Source organism: Shewanella sp. 10N.261.52.F9 (assembly GCF_041471165.1).
GTDB classification, from domain to species: Bacteria; Pseudomonadota; Gammaproteobacteria; order Enterobacterales; family Shewanellaceae; genus Shewanella; species Shewanella marinintestina.
Genome location: NZ_JBFRNX010000029.1, coordinates 17,811 through 39,105 on the forward strand (window position 1 = coordinate 17,811; position 21,295 = coordinate 39,105).

At 42.8% G+C, this 21,295-nt stretch carries 20 protein-coding genes; 19 read left to right on the plus strand and 1 reads right to left on the minus strand.

The features are described from left to right. Positions 1-32: 32 nt before the first annotated feature. On the minus strand, positions 33-1,001 hold the full coding sequence (locus AB4298_RS18705; protein WP_249000590.1) for a nucleoside hydrolase: 969 nt from the start codon (positions 999-1,001) through the stop codon (positions 33-35). Between the two features lie 364 nt (positions 1,002-1,365). Here AB4298_RS18705 and mioC point away from each other — a divergent pair, with 364 nt between their 5' ends. From mioC to glmS, 19 genes are all read left to right on the plus strand, one after another. Further along, complete coding sequence (gene mioC, locus AB4298_RS18710; RefSeq protein ID WP_249000591.1) at positions 1,366-1,806, plus strand: FMN-binding protein MioC; 441 nt, start codon at positions 1,366-1,368, stop codon at positions 1,804-1,806. A 458-nt stretch (positions 1,807-2,264) separates the two neighbouring features. Continuing rightward, positions 2,265-4,154: a tRNA uridine-5-carboxymethylaminomethyl(34) synthesis enzyme MnmG gene (mnmG, locus tag AB4298_RS18715; protein ID WP_371987889.1), complete on the plus strand. Its 1,890-nt coding sequence runs from the start codon at positions 2,265-2,267 to the stop codon at positions 4,152-4,154. 117 nt (positions 4,155-4,271) lie between these two features. Next, the gene (gene rsmG, locus AB4298_RS18720; RefSeq protein ID WP_249000593.1) at positions 4,272-4,895 is read left to right on the plus strand and encodes a 16S rRNA (guanine(527)-N(7))-methyltransferase RsmG; all 624 of its coding nucleotides are present in this window, start codon (positions 4,272-4,274) and stop codon (positions 4,893-4,895) included. Between the two features lie 226 nt (positions 4,896-5,121). Further along, positions 5,122-5,910, plus strand: coding sequence for a ParA family protein (locus tag AB4298_RS18725; RefSeq protein WP_249000594.1), 789 nt, complete (start codon positions 5,122-5,124; stop codon positions 5,908-5,910). Between the two features lie 9 nt (positions 5,911-5,919). Beyond that, positions 5,920-6,807: a ParB/RepB/Spo0J family partition protein gene (locus AB4298_RS18730; protein WP_371987892.1), complete on the plus strand. Its 888-nt coding sequence runs from the start codon at positions 5,920-5,922 to the stop codon at positions 6,805-6,807. 223 nt (positions 6,808-7,030) lie between these two features. Continuing rightward, positions 7,031-7,414, plus strand: a complete 384-nt coding sequence (locus AB4298_RS18735) for an ATP synthase subunit I (protein ID WP_249000596.1) — start codon at positions 7,031-7,033, stop codon at positions 7,412-7,414. A gap of 12 nt (positions 7,415-7,426) precedes the next feature. Continuing rightward, entirely contained in the window at positions 7,427-8,257 is an 831-nt protein-coding gene (atpB, locus tag AB4298_RS18740; protein ID WP_220764198.1) for a F0F1 ATP synthase subunit A, read from the plus strand. A gap of 32 nt (positions 8,258-8,289) precedes the next feature. Further along, on the plus strand, positions 8,290-8,547 hold the full coding sequence (gene atpE, locus AB4298_RS18745; protein WP_012157432.1) for a F0F1 ATP synthase subunit C: 258 nt from the start codon (positions 8,290-8,292) through the stop codon (positions 8,545-8,547). Between the two features lie 27 nt (positions 8,548-8,574). Further along, positions 8,575-9,045 carry a F0F1 ATP synthase subunit B gene (atpF, locus tag AB4298_RS18750; protein WP_220764201.1) on the plus strand — a complete coding sequence of 157 codons (471 nt, stop codon included), beginning with the start codon at positions 8,575-8,577 and terminating at the stop codon, positions 9,043-9,045. 16 nt (positions 9,046-9,061) lie between these two features. Beyond that, positions 9,062-9,595 carry a F0F1 ATP synthase subunit delta gene (atpH, locus tag AB4298_RS18755; protein ID WP_220782134.1) on the plus strand — a complete coding sequence of 178 codons (534 nt, stop codon included), beginning with the start codon at positions 9,062-9,064 and terminating at the stop codon, positions 9,593-9,595. 14 nt (positions 9,596-9,609) lie between these two features. Next, positions 9,610-11,151, plus strand: a complete 1,542-nt coding sequence (gene atpA / locus AB4298_RS18760) for a F0F1 ATP synthase subunit alpha (protein ID WP_220782133.1) — start codon at positions 9,610-9,612, stop codon at positions 11,149-11,151. A gap of 48 nt (positions 11,152-11,199) precedes the next feature. Further along, positions 11,200-12,060 (plus strand): F0F1 ATP synthase subunit gamma, encoded by an 861-nt coding sequence (gene atpG / locus AB4298_RS18765; RefSeq protein WP_220764214.1) that lies wholly within the window; start codon positions 11,200-11,202, stop codon positions 12,058-12,060. A 35-nt stretch (positions 12,061-12,095) separates the two neighbouring features. Then, the gene (atpD, locus tag AB4298_RS18770) at positions 12,096-13,472 is read left to right on the plus strand and encodes a F0F1 ATP synthase subunit beta (RefSeq protein ID WP_220782131.1); all 1,377 of its coding nucleotides are present in this window, start codon (positions 12,096-12,098) and stop codon (positions 13,470-13,472) included. 31 nt (positions 13,473-13,503) lie between these two features. Then, complete coding sequence (locus tag AB4298_RS18775; RefSeq protein WP_220764215.1) at positions 13,504-13,932, plus strand: F0F1 ATP synthase subunit epsilon; 429 nt, start codon at positions 13,504-13,506, stop codon at positions 13,930-13,932. Between the two features lie 244 nt (positions 13,933-14,176). Next, the gene (locus AB4298_RS18780; RefSeq protein ID WP_371987895.1) at positions 14,177-14,533 is read left to right on the plus strand and encodes a DsrE/DsrF/TusD sulfur relay family protein; all 357 of its coding nucleotides are present in this window, start codon (positions 14,177-14,179) and stop codon (positions 14,531-14,533) included. A 117-nt stretch (positions 14,534-14,650) separates the two neighbouring features. Further along, positions 14,651-16,015, plus strand: coding sequence for a bifunctional UDP-N-acetylglucosamine diphosphorylase/glucosamine-1-phosphate N-acetyltransferase GlmU (gene glmU / locus AB4298_RS18785; protein WP_371987896.1), 1,365 nt, complete (start codon positions 14,651-14,653; stop codon positions 16,013-16,015). 265 nt (positions 16,016-16,280) lie between these two features. After that, a complete protein-coding gene (locus AB4298_RS18790) occupies positions 16,281-18,413 on the plus strand; it encodes a TonB-dependent siderophore receptor (protein ID WP_371987898.1) in 2,133 nt (710 codons plus the stop codon). 160 nt (positions 18,414-18,573) lie between these two features. Further along, the gene (locus tag AB4298_RS18795; RefSeq protein ID WP_220782127.1) at positions 18,574-19,344 is read left to right on the plus strand and encodes a DeoR/GlpR family DNA-binding transcription regulator; all 771 of its coding nucleotides are present in this window, start codon (positions 18,574-18,576) and stop codon (positions 19,342-19,344) included. 78 nt (positions 19,345-19,422) lie between these two features. After that, the gene (gene glmS / locus AB4298_RS18800; protein WP_249000600.1) at positions 19,423-21,252 is read left to right on the plus strand and encodes a glutamine--fructose-6-phosphate transaminase (isomerizing); all 1,830 of its coding nucleotides are present in this window, start codon (positions 19,423-19,425) and stop codon (positions 21,250-21,252) included. The last annotated feature ends 43 nt before the right edge of the window (positions 21,253-21,295 follow it).

Consider the following 21,295-nt stretch of genomic DNA (forward strand, 5'->3'; position numbering starts at 1 on the left):
TTTTATTGTCTGCAAACTAAGTCGATCAATGACTAAATAGTCCCATAATCGACAATTGTGTCACGGTAAAGCTTTAGCAACTCTTGATCTCTAACAGCCACACCAACTTGCTGAGCACGCTTTGATTCCCAATCATCGTGTAAGTGCTTACGCCCATCAAACTTTTGAATAGTTAGCCCTTCTGCTGGTCCATCAGTAACAACCCGAATAGGTCCTTCACGAAGGGTAAATAGAGTCGGATCGATAACATAAGCAATAGCAGATGGATCATGAACATGACAACCTTCTAAGCCTACTTTCTCAGAATAAAATTTAAGATAATAGCGGCTAATATCCCAAATAAACTGGCCCACTTCACCCGCATCATCTCGTAACTGATCAAGATAATCTTTGGTAAAGAAGCTCTCTTCCGTAACATCTAGACCAATAACAACAACAGGCCAAGACCCAGTAAAAACGATATCAGCAGCATGAGGATCATCGTGAATATTGGCTTCAGCAAACGGTGTTACGTTACCACGGTGACCGTTCATACCAAATGCGCCCCCCATAATAACCACTTCTTTAACCAAATCAGCAATTTCAGGGGCAGCCTCAAGTGCTAACGCTAAGTTTGTTAACGGGCCAACTGCAACTAAAGTAATCTCACCAGGCTCAGCTTTTACTGCATCAATAATATATTGGTAAGCAGAACGCGAGTCCGCTTGTAAATCTGTAACCTTTGGTGCATGAACATCACCAAATCCGGTTTCACCATGTACAACCACAGTAGCACCGACAGGCTCACGAACCAGAGGCTGGCTAGCACCTTGAGCAACATCAGCTTTAAAATTATATTTCTGTTTTAAAAACAGAGCATTATTAGTTCCATTTTCTATCGTAGCATTACCGTAAACGGTAGTTATAGCCTTCAAATCAATAGCTGGGTGAGCTTCAGCAAACAAGATAGCCATTGCATCATCTATTCCAGGGTCAGTATCCAGAATTATTTTATTTATCATTTTCCAAATCCTATCAGTACATTACTTTTTGTATGGGTAGCAGACTAAAATACCTTTATCACCGATTTATAAACGTGATGCAGGGTTTAAGCTAATAAAAGCCATATATAGAGGTAGCTTATTTGCTGAAAAAACAACCTCCAAAAGGGGCGGTTTAAATGCTTATATAATCTAACTAAGCCTCAAATTAACAATACTTCAGGCATTCATACACCGATATTAATGCATGTAAATCAGCGTAAGTGACAAGATTAGCAATCCAATTTCACTTATGATGCACACAAACGCTAAGCTCTATATGACACTATTTTGAAATATAGTGAGCCAATTTAGCGTTATTTAATATCAATAATTAGGATAGAAAATGGCAAAAGTAGAGATTTTAGTGGGTACGACACTCGGCAGTGCGGAATATGTTGCTGATGAAATATCCGATCAATTAAGTGATTTAGGCCATCAAACCATGGTGCATTTGGCACCAAATTTAAGCGATCTTAGCTTAAATTCATTATGGATTGTCGTTTCATCAACCCATGGTGCAGGAGATCTTCCAGACAATATAGTGCCTTTTTTCGACGAAATAAGTCTAAATAGCCCCGATCTAAGTGACGTAAAATTCGCATTATGTGCAATTGGTGATTCAAGCTACGACACTTTCTGCCAAGGTCCAGAAAAGCTCATTGAGCAGCTAAGTCAGTGCGGCGCAAAAGTCTATGTGGATAAGATCCAAATAGATGTTCAATATACTCCGATCCCAGAAGAACCTGCATTATCATGGCTTAGCGGCTGGCAAGAACAACTTTAAGATCCGATAAAAATCGATCATTATTGCGGTTCTTAGTAATAACACACAGATTAGATCATACTTATCCACATAAAACTTATTAATTTAATAAATATGTGGATAAGCTATTATTTAGATCTGATCAACTTCTGCATTAATTCACATCCGATCTGCTCAATGATCCACCTTGTGGATAACTAGGCGATCTACCCACAAGCTTAAGTCAGTTAGATCGCGATCAGATCACAAGATCTTTTTAACGCTAACTACTGATTTTAATAGCTTTATAGAGTTATCCACCGAAAACAGCGATCCTAATAGTAAACATAATAAGAGATCTATATAAAGATCTTAAGATCTATTAAGGCGATCCACCCTGATCAAAACAAGCGAAATAGATCGTTCACCTTCAGCGAAGCAAATGCTAAAATGATCTGCTCAGAAACAATTTATCCTTTTAAAAATCGAAGGCTGTCGAAATGCAATTTCATGAACGGTTTGATGTAATCGTTGTTGGTGGTGGTCATGCTGGTACTGAAGCAGCTTTAGCTTCTGCTAGAATGGGCTCGAAAACACTTTTACTGACCCATAACATAGACACTTTAGGACAAATGTCCTGTAACCCTGCTATCGGCGGCATTGGTAAAGGACATTTAGTTAAAGAAATTGATGCACTTGGTGGAGCAATGGCTGTTGCTACCGATTTTGCAGGTATTCAATTTCGTACATTAAATTCAAGTAAAGGCCCAGCTGTTCGTGCTACTCGTGCACAAGCGGACAGAACCTTGTATCGCAATAAGATCCAAGCGATCTTACAAAACCAACCTAACTTACGTATTTTTCAACAAGCTGTAGACGATCTTGTTGTTGAAAATGAAAAAGTTGTTGGAGTAGTAACCCAAATGGGTTTAGCGTTTGAAGCACCAGCTGTTGTACTAACTGCAGGTACTTTTCTAGGCGGTAAGATCCACATTGGTCTAGAAAACTACAGTGGTGGTCGTGCCGGTGATCCACCAGCTATCGCCTTAGCTCACAGACTAAGAGAACTACCAATCCGTGTTGGCCGTTTGAAAACGGGAACTCCACCACGTATCGATGCTAACACCATTGATTTTTCATTGATGACAGAGCAAAAAGGTGATGATCCATTGCCTGTTATGTCTTTCATCGGGGATGTAAACGATCATCCTGAACAAGTTTCTTGTCATATCACGCATACCAACGAGCGTACTCACGATATTATTCGTGGTGGATTAGACAGAAGCCCTATGTATTCAGGGGTTATCGAAGGTATTGGTCCACGCTACTGCCCTTCTATCGAAGATAAAGTTAATCGTTTTGCCGATAAAACATCGCATCAGATCTTTATTGAGCCTGAAGGTCTAAATACCACTGAAATTTATCCAAATGGTATTTCTACCAGTTTGCCATTTGATGTGCAGTTGAATTTAGTTCGTTCAATCAAAGGTATGGAGCATGCAGAGATCATGCGTCCTGGCTATGCGATTGAGTATGATTATTTTGATCCGCGCGATCTTAAAAACTCACTAGAAACTAAAACCATTGCAGGTTTATTCTTTGCTGGACAGATCAACGGTACTACTGGCTACGAAGAAGCTGGCGCGCAAGGCTTATTGGCCGGTATGAATGCTTCACTACAAGTGCAAGGTAAAGATGCTTGGTGTCCACGTCGTGATCAAGCGTACCTTGGTGTATTGGTTGATGATTTATCGACATTAGGTACCAAAGAACCGTACCGTATGTTTACTAGTCGTGCTGAATATCGTTTGTTACTGCGTGAAGATAACGCTGATTTACGCTTAACTGAGAAGGGTCGTGAATTAGGCTTGGTTGATGACAAGCGCTGGGCAATGTTCAGTGAAAAAATGGAATCAATTGAGACTGAATTACAACGTCTTCGTGGTCAATGGATCCATCCGAACTCACCTTTGGTCGAAGCATTAAATCCACATTTGAATACGCCTATCACTCGTGAAGCGACGTTTGAAGATCTGTTACGTCGTCCAGAAATGGATTATCCAAAACTGATGTCAATCGAAGGCTTTGGTCCTTCACTTGAAGATCAGCGCGCAGCAGAGCAGGTTCAAATTCAAGTTAAATATTCGGGTTATATTCAACGTCAGCAAGGTGAAATCGACAAAGCTATTCGTCATGAAACCACCTTACTGCCGCTAGATCTGGATTACCAAGAAGTACCTGGGTTATCTAACGAAGTGATTGCCAAGATGAACGAACATAAACCGGAAACAATTGGACAAGCCTCACGTATTTCAGGTATGACGCCAGCGGCGATTTCTATTTTGCTGGTTCATCTTAAAAAACGTGGTTTATTACGTAAAAGCGCATAGTTCGCCACATATTCGGTAGTTTTGCATGATAAAGGGAAGTCTCAAGACTTCCTTTCATCTTTTCAGCACTTCATAATACCTATTGATTTCTGATTCGCTTTATTTTGAGGATACACTGTGTTATCTGCCCAATTAAATGATTATTTAGCCGAAGTCGGCTTAACTGCTACAGAGCAGCAAAAACAGCAGCTGGTAGATTTTGTTGGCATGCTCAATAAATGGAATAAAGCGTTTAACTTAACGTCAGTGCGCGATCCAGAGCAAATGTTGATCCGTCATATTATGGATAGCTTAGTGGTATCACCGCACCTAAAAGGATCGCGCTTTATCGACGTTGGTACAGGTCCAGGTTTACCGGGGATCCCGTTAGCGATCTTAAATCCTGATAAGGAATTTGTATTGCTAGATAGCTTAGGTAAGCGTATTCGTTTTCAAAAGCAGGTACAGTTTGAGTTGGGGATCAACAATATTTCTTCAGTAGAAAGCCGTGTAGAGGCTTACCAACCAGAAGAGTTGTTTGACGGTGTGTTGAGCCGTGCGTTTGCGTCAATTCAAGATATGTTGCATTGGTGCCATCACTTACCAAAAAACGATGGTTGCTTCTATGCACTAAAGGGGCAATTGAGCGAAGATGAGATGTCACAGTTACCTGCAGGCTTTGTGGTAACTGACACTATTGAACTTAACGTGCCAAAGCTTGATGAGCAGCGCCATTTATTGCGCGTTATAAAGCAAGACTAAGTCATTAAAATGCAGCCCTATCTAATTTTGGGTTGTAAGCTTGTTTGTCTTCGCCGCTATTAATCGTGGCTAGATAGAGTAAGCTATTGTGATTAAAGCGCTTAGGAAGTTGCAATCTTTCGGTGCTTAAAGCAACTTATTACTAATAACCGTTAGATTTGTGCGCTAATTTTCTAAGCGAAGGCTTGTTTAGAAATATAATAAAAGTGACTTACAGGGTGATATTGTGGGTAAAGTAATTGCCGTGGCCAACCAGAAAGGTGGCGTCGGAAAAACAACAACTTGTGTAAATTTAGCTGCTTCCTTGGCTGCAACTAAACGCCGTGTTTTGTTGATCGATCTTGATCCACAAGGCAATGCAACTATGGGTAGTGGTATTGATAAATATACTGTCGAAAACACAGCTTATGAGTTGTTAGTTGAAGAAAAGCCATTTGAAGATGTTGTCTGCCGAGATACGAACGGCAAATACGATCTGATTGCCGGTAACGGTGATGTGACGGCAGCTGAAATCAAGTTAATGGAGTTTTTTGCTCGCGAGATCCGACTGCGCAATGCCCTCGCCCCAATTAAAGATGACTACGATTTTATTTTCATCGATTGTCCACCATCATTAAACATGCTTACCGTAAATGCAATGTCGGCTGCTGACTCGGTATTAGTGCCTATGCAATGCGAATATTACGCATTGGAAGGTTTAACAGCATTGATGGATACCATTAGCAAACTAGGTGCTATGGTTAACCCTGGTCTACATATCGAAGGAATCTTACGTACCATGTATGATCCTCGTAACCGACTTTCTAATGATGTTTCTGATCAATTGAAACAGCATTTTGGTGAAAAAGTTTACCGTACCGTGATCCCAAGGAATGTTCGTTTAGCTGAAGCGCCAAGTTTTGGAGCTCCAGCAATGTATTATGATAAATCGAGCGCAGGGGCCAAAGCCTATCTAGCACTCGCAGGCGAAATTATTCGTCGTGCAGAGCAGCTCACTCAGGCTGAGCAAGTTTAAGGATTAGAAATGACATTGAAAAAAAGAGGCTTGGGTAAAGGGCTTGATGCACTGTTAAGTACCAGCCAAGCTGCAAGTAAGCGCGCAGATCCTATTGCTGCCAATGAAGAACAAGATATCAAGAATGATGATCTAATTACTTTAGATATAGATAGACTGCAGCCTGGTAAATATCAACCGCGTAAAGATATGTCGTCTGAAGCGCTGGAAGAGCTGGCTGAGTCAATTCGTGCCCAAGGTGTTATACAGCCAATCGTCGTGCGTAAAGTCTCTCCTGAAAGCTATGAAATTATTGCTGGTGAGCGTCGTTGGCGTGCATCGCAATTGGCTGGGTTATCATCGATTCCTTGTATTGTTAAGCAAGTGCCTGATGAAGCCGCTGTTGCTATCGCGCTAATCGAAAATATTCAGCGTGAAGACTTAAATGCAATGGAAGAAGCGATTGCATTGAACCGTCTTATTGAAGAGTTCGAGTTAACTCATCAGCAAATTGCTGATGCTGTTGGTAAATCTCGTGCAACTGTCTCAAATTTACTACGACTCAATGGATTAAATGAGCCTGTTAAGCGTATGCTTGAATATGGTGATATCGACATGGGACACGGTCGCGCACTACTAGCAATTAGCGGTGATGAGCAGACAAATCTAGCTCGATTGGTTGTTTCTAAAGAATTAACAGTTCGCGAAACAGAACGAATAGTCAACAAAACCTTAAACGAAACTGAAATCGTCGAAAAACCAGCTAAAGATCATGATGTAGTGCGTTTAGAGACCCAACTAATTGAAAGACTTGGTGCCAAGGTTACGTTAACCCATAACAAGAAGGGTAAAGGTAAAATGGTAATAAACTACCAAGATCTGGCTGAATTAGAGGGTATTATCAGCAAAATTCGTTAAATAAACAAAGTTAACACTATATTATGTAATTTTGTGACATTCGTTAATCTTACCTTTTTAGACTTTTGGCGTAGATCACGCTAAAAGTCTCCTTTTTCTAACACTTAAACTTGCTTTGAAAGCCTGAAACGGTATACTTTCGCAAGCTTTTTGTACCTCGAGTTTTTACGGATATTTGTAATCCGGTCATCGAAACAAGAAGTTATAATGCGGAGAAGTTAAATTGAGCAAGGTTTTAGCACGTCGTGGCCGGTGGACAGCCTATAAATTAGTGTTGCTACAGGCAGCGATGACTGGATGTGTTTCAGTTTTCTTTTTCGCTATGTGGGGGGGACCGTATGGCTTATCTGCTTTGGCAGGTGGTGCTATTGCTGTACTCCCTAATTTTGTGTTCGCAACCCTAGCTTTTTCCCATGCGGGAGCACAAGCATCAGGAAAAGTCGTACGGTCTTTTTTCCTGGGGGAAGCGGTAAAGTTGCTGTTAACCATTGTGTTATTTTCGCTTGCATTTGGTTTGATGAAATCGTCATTTATGCCGTTATTCACCAGTTATTTGCTTGTGTTAATCGTACCTTGGACAGCCCCTTTATACTTCAAACAAAATTAAGTGAGATTAATCATGGCGACAACTGGGGATGACACGTTAACCATAACGGCTTCCGACTATATCCAGCATCACCTGACTAATGCGAAAATGTGTTCCGCTGATGGCGGGATTGCTTTTAACTATGCATGTCAAGATGCTGGATTTTGGACTTGGCACATTGACTCACTTTTGTTTTCAGTTGGTCTAGGGGTTCTATTTTTGTGGTTATTCTACAAAGTAGGACAGAAGGCAACAATTGGCGTTCCAGGCAAGCTTCAATGTTTCGTTGAAATGTGCGTGGAAGGTGTAGATAAAATTGTAAAAGACTCATTCCATGGGAAAAATGCAGTTATCGCACCATTAGGTCTTACTATTTTCGTCTGGGTTTTCCTGATGAACTTAATGGACTTGATCCCTGTTGACTTTGTACCTGAGGCCGCAAACAGATTATTAGGCGTACCTTACCTAAAGATTGTACCTACAACTGACTTGAACGTTACTTTGGGCTTAGCTCTAAGTGTATTCGCGTTAATTGTTTTCTACAGTATCAAGGTTAAAGGTGTTGGTGGGTTCACTAAAGAACTGACTATGCAGCCTTTCAATCATTGGGCACTAATTCCAATCAACTTTGTTTTGGAAACAGTAACCTTGGTTGCGAAGCCGATTTCATTATCGCTTCGTCTGTTTGGTAACCTGTATGCAGGTGAGTTGATCTTTATTCTGATAGCACTGATGCCTTGGTGGGCTCAGTTTGCATTATCAGTGCCTTGGGCCATTTTCCATATTTTGGTGATTGTGCTACAGGCGTTTATCTTCATGATGCTTACGATTGTATATCTAAGCATGGCACATGAAGACCATTAATTTATTAAAATTAGATACTTATCGGAGATAAAATGGAAACTGTAATTAGCTTTACAGCAATCGCTGTTGCAATTATGATCGGCTTAGCAGCGCTAGGTACTGGTATTGGCTTTGCTATTCTAGGTGGTAAATTCCTAGAAGCTTCTGCTCGTCAACCAGAGCTTGCTCCTGCACTTCAAACTAAAATGTTCATCGTAGCTGGTCTACTTGATGCGATCTCTATGATTGCAGTTGGTGTTGCATTATTCTTCGTATTCGCTAACCCGTTCTTAGGTCAATTGGCAGGCTAATCGTCCCCCTTAGAAGGAGTTGTCGTTATGAGTATTAACGCTACCCTGCTAGGCCAAGCGATTTCTTTTCTTCTCTTTGTGTGGTTTTGCATGAAGTTTGTATGGCCGCCATTGATGAACGCTATCGAAGAACGCCAGAAGAAAATTGCTGATGGGCTAGCTGATGCAGGACGTGCTGCAAAAGATTTAGAGCTAGCTCAGGTGAAAGCCACAGAGCAGCTGAAAGACGCTAAAGCAACAGCAAACGAAATTATTGAGCAAGCAAATAAACGCAAAGCTCAAATCGTTGATGAAGCAAAAATTGAAGCTGATACCGAGCGTGCGAAAATCATCGCTCAGGGACATGCTGAAATTGAAAACGAACGTAATCGCGTGAAAGAAGATCTACGTAAGCAAGTAGCTGTATTAGCTATTGCTGGCGCAGAGAAGATTCTTGAACGTTCGATTGATGAAGCCGCACACAGTGACATAGTTAATAAACTTGTTGCTGAACTTTAAATAAGGAGCTTGAGTTATGGCTGAAATAACCACCATCGCTCGTCCTTACGCAAAGGCAGCTTTTGAGTTCGCTCTTGAACAGAAAGCAGTAGAAAGTTGGGCAGAAATGCTTAACTTTGCCGCATTAGTTAGTGAAAACGAAGCTATGCAGCCATTACTGTCTGGCGCTATGGCCAGCAATAAGCTTGCAGAACTCTTTATTGGAGTTTGTGGCGAGCAAATCAACGAGCAAGCTCAGAACCTGTTAAAGGTAATGGCTGAAAACGGTCGTTTAGTTGCGCTACCTGCTGTTGCTCAACAATTTGTTGAGATGCAACGTGAGTACGCGAAAGAAGTTGAAGCGCAAATCGTTTCAGCGACTGAGCTAAACTCAGAGCAACTACAAGAGCTGAGCGCTTCTCTAGAGAAACGTCTAGCACGCAAAGTTAAGCTGAATTGCAGCATAGATACCAGCCTTATTGCTGGTGTAATTATCACGGCAGGAGACTTAGTCATTGATGGCTCGGTCCGCGGAAAAATTTCGCGTCTGTCTGATACGCTGCAGTCGTAATTGGGAGTTTGAGCATGCAACTGAATTCCACTGAAATCAGCGATCTGATTAAACAGCGGATCGAGCAGTTCGAAGTCGTTAGTGAAGCTCGCAACGAAGGTACTATCGTTGCAGTAAGTGACGGCATCATCCGCATCCACGGCCTAGCCGACGTGATGCAGGGTGAAATGATCGAGCTGCCTGGCAACCGTTTTGCAATCGCGTTGAACTTAGAACGTGATTCTGTCGGTGCCGTAGTAATGGGCCCTTATGCCACTTTGGCAGAAGGCGACAAAGTTAAAACAACAGGCCGTATTTTGGAAGTACCTGTTGGCCGTGGTCTATTAGGCCGCGTAGTCAACACGCTAGGTGAACCAATTGACGGTAAAGGACCTATCGATAGCGATGGTTTCTCTCCTGTTGAAGTAATTGCACCTGGTGTAATTGAGCGTAAATCAGTCGATCAGCCAGTGCAAACTGGTTATAAAGCTGTTGACTCTATGATCCCAATCGGTCGTGGACAACGTGAATTGATCATTGGTGACCGCCAGATCGGTAAAACCGCTCTAGCGATTGACGCGATTATCAACCAAAAAGATTCTGGCATTAAGTGTGTATACGTAGCGGTAGGCCAAAAGGCTTCTACCATCGCTAACGTTGTACGTAAGCTAGAAGAGCACGGCGCTTTGGCGAACACCATTGTTGTTGTTGCTACAGCTTCTGAAGCTGCTGCACTGCAATACTTGGCTCCATACTCTGGTTGTACAATGGGTGAATACTTCCGCGACCGCGGTGAAGACTCACTAATCGTATATGATGATTTGTCTAAGCAAGCAGTTGCTTACCGTCAAATCTCATTGCTTCTTAAGCGTCCACCAGGACGTGAAGCATACCCAGGTGATGTATTCTATCTTCACTCTCGTCTGTTGGAACGTGCTTCACGTGTTAACGCCGAGTATGTTGAGAAGTTCACTAAAGGTGAAGTTAAAGGCCAAACTGGTTCTTTGACTGCTCTACCAATTATTGAAACTCAAGCTGGTGACGTTTCTGCATTCGTACCGACTAACGTAATTTCGATTACCGATGGTCAGATCTTCCTTGAAACAGATCTATTTAACTCTGGCTTACGTCCAGCTGTTAACCCAGGTATCTCTGTTTCTCGTGTTGGTGGTGCTGCGCAGACTAAGATCATCAAGAAACTGTCTGGTGGTATCCGTACCGCACTTGCACAGTATCGAGAGCTTGCAGCGTTCTCACAGTTTGCATCTGACTTAGATGATGCAACTCGTGCTCAGCTTGAGCATGGTGAGCGTGTTACCGAACTAATGAAGCAAAAGCAATATGCTCCAATGAGTATCGCTGATCAGTCTGTGTCTATTTTCGCAGCTGAAAAAGGTTACTTGAAGAGCGTTGAGCTAAGCAAAGTTGGTAACTTCGAAGCGTCTCTGCTCTCTTTCATGAACAGTGAACATGCTGACCTAATGAAGACCATCAACGATACTGGCGATTATAACGCTGACATCGAAGGTGAGTTGAAGGCTAGCTTGGACAAGTTCGTAGAAACCCAAACCTGGTAAATTTTAGAGGTGCCTCTGGCACCTCAGGTCCAGAATTGGAGAGTAAAGATGGCCAACGCTAAAGAGATTAAAACCAAGATCGCGAGTGTTCAAAACACTCAGAAGATCACGTCTGCAATGGAAATGGTTGCTGCGAGCAAAATGCGTAAAGCACAAGATCGCATGTCAGCTAGTCGTCCGTATGCAGAAAATATGCGTAAGGTGATCGGTCACGTGGCGCAAGGTTCTCTCGAATATAAGCATCCATATTTGGAAGTGCGAGAAGCTAAGCGTGTTGGTTACATTGTTGTGTCAACCGACCGTGGTCTTTGTGGTGGTCTGAACGTCAACCTTTTCAAGAAGGTTGTCGCAGACGTGAAGAAACAGCGTGATGCTGGTGCAGAAGTTGAATTCTGTACAATTGGTGCACGTAGTGCCCAGTTCTTCAATAGCTTTGGCGGACAAGTATCTGCTTCTGCTTCAGGTTTAGGCGATGCTCCAAAGCTAGCCGACTTGATCGGAACAGTACGTGTGATGCTAGAAGCATACAACGAAGGCAAGCTGGACCGTTTGTACGTAGTATTCAACAAGTTTGTAAATACTATGACTCAAACCCCGGTGATCGAGCAGCTGCTACCTTTGCCTAAGTCAGAAGAAGATGAGTTTACTCATCAGTGGGATTACATCTACGAGCCAGATCCAAAGTTATTGTTAGATACTTTGTTGGTTCGCTTTGTGGAATCTCAAGTTTATCAAGGTGTTGTTGAAAACATCGCATCTGAGCAAGCAGCCCGTATGGTTGCTATGAAAGCTGCGACAGACAACGCTGGTGAACTTATCGGTGACTTGCAGTTGGTCTATAACAAAGCCCGTCAGGCTGCGATTACGCAAGAACTTTCGGAAATTGTTTCAGGTGCTGCCGCCGTTTAGGCTAGGTAACGAATACAAGTTTTAGAGGATTAATCATGAGCACAGGTACTGTTGTCCAAGTAATTGGCGCGGTTGTGGACGTAGAGTTTCCACATGATGCCGTACCTCAGGTATATGACGCTCTAGAGATCAAAAGTGAAGGCTTGGTGCTGGAAGTTCAGCAGCAACTTGGTGGTGGTGTAGTTCGTACCATCGCTATGGGTTCTTCAGATGGTCTGCGTCGTGGCCTAGAGGTTGTAAACTCTGGTTCACCAATTACTGTTCCGGTTGGGTCTGCGACCCTAGGCCGTATTATGAACGTATTGGGTGAGCCTGTTGATGAAGCGGGCCCTATCGGTGAAGAAGATCGCTATGTGATCCACCGTGAAGCTCCTTCATACGAAGATCAGTCAAACACAACTGAACTTTTAGAGACTGGTATCAAGGTTATCGACCTTGTATGTCCATTCGCTAAGGGTGGTAAAGTTGGTCTGTTTGGTGGTGCTGGTGTTGGTAAGACCGTTAACATGATGGAACTTATTAACAACATCGCTAAAGCACACTCAGGTTTATCAGTTTTCGCTGGTGTAGGTGAGCGTACTCGTGAGGGTAACGACTTCTACTACGAGATGGAAGATTCTGGCGTTCTAGATAAAGTGGCCATGGTATATGGTCAGATGAACGAGCCTCCAGGAAACCGTCTACGTGTTGCACTGACTGGTCTAACAATGGCTGAGAAGTTCCGTGACGAAGGTAAAGACGTTCTTTTCTTCGTAGATAACATCTATCGTTACACCTTGGCGGGTACTGAAGTATCTGCACTGCTAGGCCGTATGCCATCAGCAGTAGGTTACCAGCCAACATTGGCTGAAGAGATGGGTGTTCTTCAGGAGCGTATTACATCGACTAAGACAGGGTCTATTACCTCTGTTCAAGCCGTATACGTACCTGCGGATGACTTAACGGATCCATCACCAGCTACAACCTTCGCTCACTTAGATGCGACTGTTGTATTGTCTCGTAACATTGCTTCGCTAGGTATTTACCCAGCGGTTGACCCATTGGATTCGACTTCACGTCAGCTAGATCCACAGGTTGTTGGCCAAGAGCATTACGATGTTGCTAACGGTGTTCAAACCGTACTTCAGCGCTACAAAGAGCTGAAAGATATCATTGCGATCCTAGGTATGGATGAATTATCTGATGAAGATAAGACAACTGTATTCCGTGCTCGTAAGATTGAAAAATATCTTTCACAGCCATTCTTCGTAGCTGAAGTATTCACCGGTTCTCCAGGTAAGTACGTTTCTCTTAAAGACACAATTCGTGGCTTCAAGGGCATTCTAGATGGTGAGTTCGATCACCTTCCAGAGCAAGCGTTCTACATGGTTGGTTCAATCGACGAAGCCGTTGAGAAAGCTAACAAAAAATAACTAAGTCTTTGATTTAGTTTAAGGAGAACGGATGGCAGCCATGACAGTACAGCTTGATATGGTAAGTGCAGAGAATCATATCTTTTCCGGTCGCGTAGCTCAGCTACAAGTATCAGGAACAGAGGGTGAGTTAGGTATTATGCCTGGTCACGCGGCTCTGCTTACAAGTATCAAGCCTGGCATGGCGCGCATCGTCAAGCAAGATGGAAGCGAAGAAGTGTTTTACCTTTCGGGTGGTATCCTGGAAGTACAACCTTCTTCAATTTCAGTATTGGCTGACGTCGTTATGCGTGCCGATGAGATTGACGAGCAAGCAGCTGCAGAAGCTAAGAGCCGTGCCGAAGCCTCAATGGCGGGTGCTGGCGCTGACTTCAACTATGCAGCAGCAGCGGTTGAGCTAGCTCAAGCAGTTGCTCAGTTACGCGTTGTCGAGACCATCAAGAAGAACATTGCCAGATAAGGTTATTGTTTGATGAAAAAAGGCGTTCACTTAGGTGAGCGCTTTTTTGTTTTTAGGGCTTTATTATCATTTTCGCTTTTATCTTTTTACCACCAGCTAAAGCTTCTTCGGCTATCGGCTTTGGTTTTACTTCCTCACTTCAAATGCATCTACACTAGTTTTGTGCTTCAACGTGATCAGTATGTCGCTTTAAATCAAGCTTGAGTGTTACTCTCTGGCGATAATCAATTGCAAGAGTCTCACTATGCAACACGTACTTATTATCGTTAATGACGCGCCTTATGGCTCAGAAAAGCTGTTTAATGCACTTCGTTTAGCTATACAGCTTAATGAGCAAGATTACTCACCTGTAAGAGTGAGTCTATTTCTATTGTCTGATGCGGTAACCGCTGTACTGCCTAAACAGAATCCAATAGAGGGTTATAACATCCAGCAAATGCTAGAGATTGTGATAGCTCAAAAAGCCCAAGTGAAGTTTTGCGGATCATGCATGTCAGCTCGTGGACTTACCGAACTCAATATGATTGAAGGCTGTGAAATGGCGACAATGGATGATTTGGCACAATGGGTGTTGGTGGCCGATAAAACAATTACCTTTTAAAAAAGCTTGCCGAGTCGCTTTTAATTATCCTATCGCTTAAAATCGGTAACCAAATAACGACCTCATTTTTAGCTTAACTATTCGCTAATTCAAGCATTAGCTCAAGGATATAAACCAATGGCACTAAATGTAGTGATTTTGGCCGCAGGCAAGGGAACCCGCATGCGCTCAGATCTTCCTAAAGTTCTTCACCCTATCGCCCATAAAAGCATGGTGCAGCACGTTATCGATACAGCGCATCAAGTCGGTAGTGACGCTATTCAGTTAGTTTACGGTTATGGGGCTGAGCAGCTACAAACAAGATTGGGTGAACAGCAACTTAATTGGGTGCTACAAGCAGAGCAGTTAGGTACAGGTCATGCGGTAGCGCAAGCCAATGACAACATTGCTGACGATGATACTGTATTGATCCTTTATGGTGATGTGCCATTAATCCAAGCGGCTACGCTTGAGTCTTTATTAACAGCTCGTGAAGCAAACGGCTTAGCTATTTTAACTGTAAACCTACCTAACCCGGCTGGTTACGGCCGTATCGTACGTGAGCAAGGTAACGTTGTTGGTATTATTGAGCAAAAAGATGCCAATGCTGAGCAACTTGCAATTAATGAGATTAATACCGGCATTATGGCGGCACCTGGTAAGCAATTAAAAGCTTGGTTAGGTCAATTGTCATCAGATAATGCACAAGGTGAGTATTACTTAACTGATATCGTTGCTATGGCACATCGAGATGGTGTGGCTATTACCACTGCACAGCCTGAGTCGGCAATTGAAGTTGAAGGGGCTAACAACCGTGTACAGCTTGCGCAGCTAGAACGTGCTTACCAAGTGCGAGCGGCTGAAAAGCTCATGCTTGAAGGGGCTAACCTGCGCGATCCTGCACGCATCGATATCCGCGGTGACGTCACAGTAGGTATGGACGTGATGATCGACGTTAACGTGATTATAGAAGGCACAGTGACTATCGGTAATAACGTGACTATTGGTGCGGGCGCGATTCTTATTGATTGTGACATCGCGGATAACGCAGTAATTAAGCCATATTCGATTATTGAAAGCGCTAAAGTCGGTGTCTCGGCTAGTGCTGGCCCATTTGCGCGTTTACGCCCAGGTGCTGAGTTACAAGAAGATGCGCATATTGGTAACTTCGTTGAAATGAAGAAAGCCGTATTAGGTAAGGGCTCAAAAGCGGGTCACTTAGCCTATATTGGCGATGCGACTATTGGCAGTGGTGTTAATATTGGTGCAGGTACTATTACTTGTAACTACGATGGTGCCAATAAGTTCCAAACTATTATTGAAGATAACGTATTCGTTGGTAGTGATACACAATTAGTGGCGCCAGTTACTATTGGTAAAGGCGCTACACTAGGCGCGGGTTCAACTATTACCAAAGATGTGGCTGCAGATGAGCTAGTCATTACTCGTGTTAAGCAACGTCATTTAACTGGTTGGGCAAGACCTGTTAAGTTGAAAAAGTAACTAATAAAGATATAGAAAAGGCGACCAATTGGTCGCCTTTTTGTTTGTTCGCTGGCTTAAGCTTTTAGTTAAATTTGCTTGAAAAAAAACTCATAAAACCTGATACGTATTGATACTTTTGTGTTTGTTTATGTTGCGTTATTCGTGTTTATTAGAGGTACGTCACTGCCCATTGTAAAGAACTGTAAAGAAGCTTAAATAAAAATAGTTCTCATTTATATTGCGACTCAAATATTACATTCATGTTTCATTGTTGGGGTTGGATATGTCTGTTGGGACGTCATTTAAGTTTTCTCGCGTAGGATTAGCAATTGTTGCTGCACTAGCTTCATCATCTGTTTTAGCTGAAGAAGCTGCAACAGAATCTCAGGTTACAGTTGATAGCAATATTGAACGTATCGTGGTGACAGGTCGTAGCTTTAACGACTATAAAGTAGGTTCATCATCTGGTGCTATGCGCGGTGACATCGATATTATGGACACGCCACAGTCTGTAACCGTTATCCCAGACTTCGTAACTGATGAGCAGTTAGCGACTAACCTTTCTGAAGTATTGGTGAATGATTCGAGTGTTACTGGTGGATCTGAAAAGTGGAACCGCCAAGTGTTCAACATTCGTGGTTTTGAGCTTTCATCTGGTTCTGGTTACCTGATCAATGGTCAGCAGCAATGGTCTCACTACGTACAGCCAATTGAAACTCTGCAGCAAGTAGAAGTATTAAAAGGCCCATCAAGCATGCTTTACGGTCAGTCAGGCCCTGGTGGCTTGATCAACATGGTGACCAAGAAGCCTACTTATGAAAACATGTTCGAATTTGGTTTTGATACCGACGAGCATGGTTCTACTCGTTTCCAACTAGATGCTGGTGGCAGCCTGAATGACTCTGAAACGATTCGTTACCGTACAGTTCTTGTAAAGCAAGACACACAATACTGGCGTGAATACCAAGACGGTACTAACCAAGAGCGTGATCGCTGGTTAGGCTACTTAAACCTAGAATTCGATATTACCGATGACTTAATGTTGTCACTTAAATATGACCACACTGAAGACAAAACCGGTATTGACCGTGGTGGCTGGTTAGACAGCAGTGGTGAACTAATTGGTGGTCGCGATATCATTTGGGATCAGCCATGGGCGTTTACTGATAACACTATTTCTAATATGGGTGCAGAGCTTACTTATCACCTAACTGATGATTGGAAAGTGAAAGCGGGATATAACGACCAACAATTTAATCGTCAACGCTTAGAGTCTTCTCCATCATTAATTAATGGTTCAGAAGATCCATTTACTGATGGTTACTACGTAAGTGCTTTTGACCGTTATGATGATTGGCAGCACAAAACAGGCTATGTTGATTTTACTGGTAGTTTATATACTGGTGGAATTGAGCATCAATTACTGATTGGTGCAAACATGCTTGATTACTACTATGGTCAATTAAAAGATTCTGCACCGAAAAATCAACTTGTTATGCCTGGGCAACCAATGCCTAAGCCAGATCTTGATTACAACCGTGATGAAACTTTATATGAAAGTGAATACAAGCACTACGGTTTCTACCTTCAAGACTTAATGACTATTAATGATCAGTGGCAAATGCTTGCTGGTGTGCGTTACGACGAACAGAAAAAAGATGGTGCTGGTAATAACAGCTATGCAGTATCACCTAAGTTTGGTGTGATTTACTCACCAGCAGATAACGGCAGTATCTATGTTAACTACTCTAAGAGTTTTACACCACAAGGTATTGTTAACGATGAAGATGATTTAAATAACGGCAAGAACCTAGATCCTGAATATGGTGAGCAGTATGAGATTGGTACTAAGTGGGAGTTATTTGATGGAAGCTTACTATTAACTGGTGCTGTATTTGATATCACTGTATCAAACGTAACTGTGACTGAAGAAATTGAAGGTTCTTCTCAAACTATTACTACTCAGTCTGGTGAGCAACGCCATAAAGGTTTCGAAATGGGTGCTCAAGGTCAGGTAAGTGATAGCTGGTTTATGACGGGTTCTATGATGTACCTAGATGCAGAATATCTACGTCCTGAAACTGATAGCTTAAATGGTAAGACTCCTGTCGATGCGCCTGAGTGGTCTGCAAACGTTTGGACTCGTTACGAAATGACTGATGATTTAGCATTAAACTTTGGTGCTATCTATGTAGGTGAGCGTTTTGCCAATACTAGCAACACCATTAGTAAAGATGGTTATGTTCGTTTTGACATGGGCGCGGCATACACTATGGACGTAATGGGTAGCGATGTAAGTGTACGTGTAAACGTGAAAAACCTATTTGATACTGATTATCTAGCTGGTGGTACTAACACCGATGTTACTGTAGGTGAAGGTCGTCACTTCAGCCTAGCGTTAGAAGCTAAGTTCTAGCTCTTAGTCTTAACCTTGTACCGTAAAAGCCTCAACCTTTGGTTGGGGCTTTTTTGTGTCTGCACTCCCGCTTTTTGCTATTTATCGCATAACAAAACTGGTAATTAAGTTTCGTTTTACTATAATGTATCTTTCGAATCGAAACTTAGCGAAAGGTTTTATGAACAAACGAAACACTCAACAGCGACGTCACAGCATTATTAGCCTGCTTAATCAGCAAGGCGAAGTGAGTGTTGAAGAGTTATCTCTCCGTTTTGAAACTTCTGAAGTCACTATTCGCAAAGATCTCGCTACGCTGGAAAAAACCGGCCTGCTGCTGCGTCGTTATGGTGGAGCTGTAGCTGTGCCAGATGAAGTTACTCAGCAGTTTTCTGCCAAGGTTGCGCCTAATAAGCTATCTATCGCTAAAGCCGCTGCTGAGCTGATTAAAGATCACAACCGTATCATTATCGATAGTGGCAGTACCACATCAGGTCTAATTGGTGAGCTGAATAATAAACGTGGCTTGCTAGTGATGACCAACTCATTGGCATTGGCTAATTCGATTCACGAGCTTGAAAACGAGCCAACGCTATTAATGACTGGCGGTACTTGGGATCCTCACTCTGAGTCTTTCCAAGGGCAAATAGCCGAGCAAGTACTGCGATCATATAACTTCGATCAATTATTTATCGGTGCTGATGGTATCGACCTTGAGCGCGGTACAACTACCTTTAATGAGCTTACAGGCTTAAGCAAGGTAATGGCAGAGGTGTCGCGTGAAGTGGTCGTTATGCTTGAATCAGAAAAGCTTGGCCGTCGTATCCCTAACCTTGAGCTGCCTTGGAGCAAGGTTAGTGTGTTGGTTACCGACGATAGATTACCAAGCGAAGCACTAGATAGTATTACTCAACATGGGGTGCGCGTCATTCTCGCACCTTATGCCGGATAACTCTTAAGAGCTGATCCAAATTAAATTCAAATATTAACTTCAATTTTATCTCTCGTATCGAGAGTCTAGGTATTAAATATGTGTGGAATCGTAGGTGCAGTAGCACAAAGGGATGTGGCTGAAATTCTTGTTGAAGGACTAAGACGTTTAGAATACCGCGGTTATGACTCTGCTGGTGTTGCAGTTCTTAATGGTGGTGAGTTAAATCGCACTCGTCGCGTTGGCAAAGTACAAGAGTTATCTGCTGCGCTAGAAGCGGCTCCACTAGCTGGTGGTACAGGTATCGCTCACACTCGCTGGGCTACTCATGGTGAGCCAAGCGAGCGTAATGCTCACCCTCATCAGTCAAATGGTGATATTGCAGTTGTTCACAACGGTATTATCGAAAACCATAACAAGCTACGCTCTATGCTTAAAGGCTTAGGCTATGTGTTTGAGTCTGATACTGACACTGAGGTTATTTGTCACTTAGTTCACCACGAGTTAAAGACTCATGACACGCTACTTGCTGCAGTTCAAGCAACAGTTAAGCAGCTTGAAGGTGCATACGGCACTGTAGTTATCGACCGCACTGACAGCGATCGCATGATTGTCGCTCGCTCTGGTAGCCCATTAGTTATCGGTTTTGGTCTTGGTGAAAACTTCGTTGCTTCTGATCAACTTGCATTATTACCAGTCACTCGTTCATTCGCTTTCTTAGAAGAAGGTGATGTGGCAGAAGTGACTCGCCGTGAAGTCAACATTTTTGACATTGATGGCAATGCCGTTGAGCGTGAAGTTAAAGAATCTGAAGTCACTCATGACGCTGGTGATAAAGGTGAATACCGTCACTATATGCTAAAAGAGATTTACGAGCAGCCAACAGCTATCGCTCGCACGCTTGAAGGCCGTATTGCTGGTGGCAAGGTGCTTGATACTGCATTTGGCGACAATGCTGCCGAATTCTTAAAAGATATCAAACACGTGCAGATCATTGCTTGTGGTACTAGCTACCATGCAGGTATGGCAGCGCGTTACTGGCTAGAAGATTGGGCTGGTGTATCGTGTAATGTTGAAATCGCGTCTGAGTTCCGTTACCGCAAGTCGCACTTATTCCCAAATAGCTTGTTAGTAACGATTTCACAGTCTGGTGAAACCGCTGACACGTTAGCAGCTATGCGTTTAGCGAAAGAGATGGGCTACAAAGCTACGCTGACAATTTGTAATGCGCCAGGTTCATCACTAGTGCGTGAATCAGATATGGCTTACATGATGAAAGCGGGCGCAGAAATCGGTGTTGCATCAACTAAAGCCTTTACTGTGCAGCTAGCAGGTTTATTAATGCTGACGTCGGCTATTGGTCGTTATAATGGTATGTCAGATGAAATGCAGGCTGAAATCAGCCAGAGCCTACTTTCAATGCCAGCGAAAGTTGAGCAAGCACTAGGTTTAGATGATGCGATTGCTGCATTGGCTGAAGATTTTGCCGATAAGCACCATGCACTATTCTTAGGTCGTGGTGATCAATACCCTATCGCGATGGAAGGTGCGCTTAAGCTTAAAGAGATCTCTTATATTCACGCTGAAGCGTATGCATCGGGTGAATTGAAGCACGGTCCATTAGCACTGATTGATGCTGATATGCCGGTTATCGTGGTTGCACCAAACAACGAACTATTAGAGAAGCTTAAATCTAACGTTGAAGAAGTGCGTGCGCGTGGTGGCTTGATGTATGTGTTTGCAGATAAAGATGCTGAGTTTGAGTCTGATGACACGATGAAGGTGATCCCAGTTCCTCATTGTGATGAGTTTATGGCACCACTTATCTACACTATTCCATTACAGCTACTGTCTTACCATGTTGCCTTAATTAAAGGTACAGACGTAGACCAACCACGTAATTTGGCTAAATCGGTTACAGTGGAATAAATATAAATTCTTTATATTTATAAAAAAAACGGCTACTTAGGTA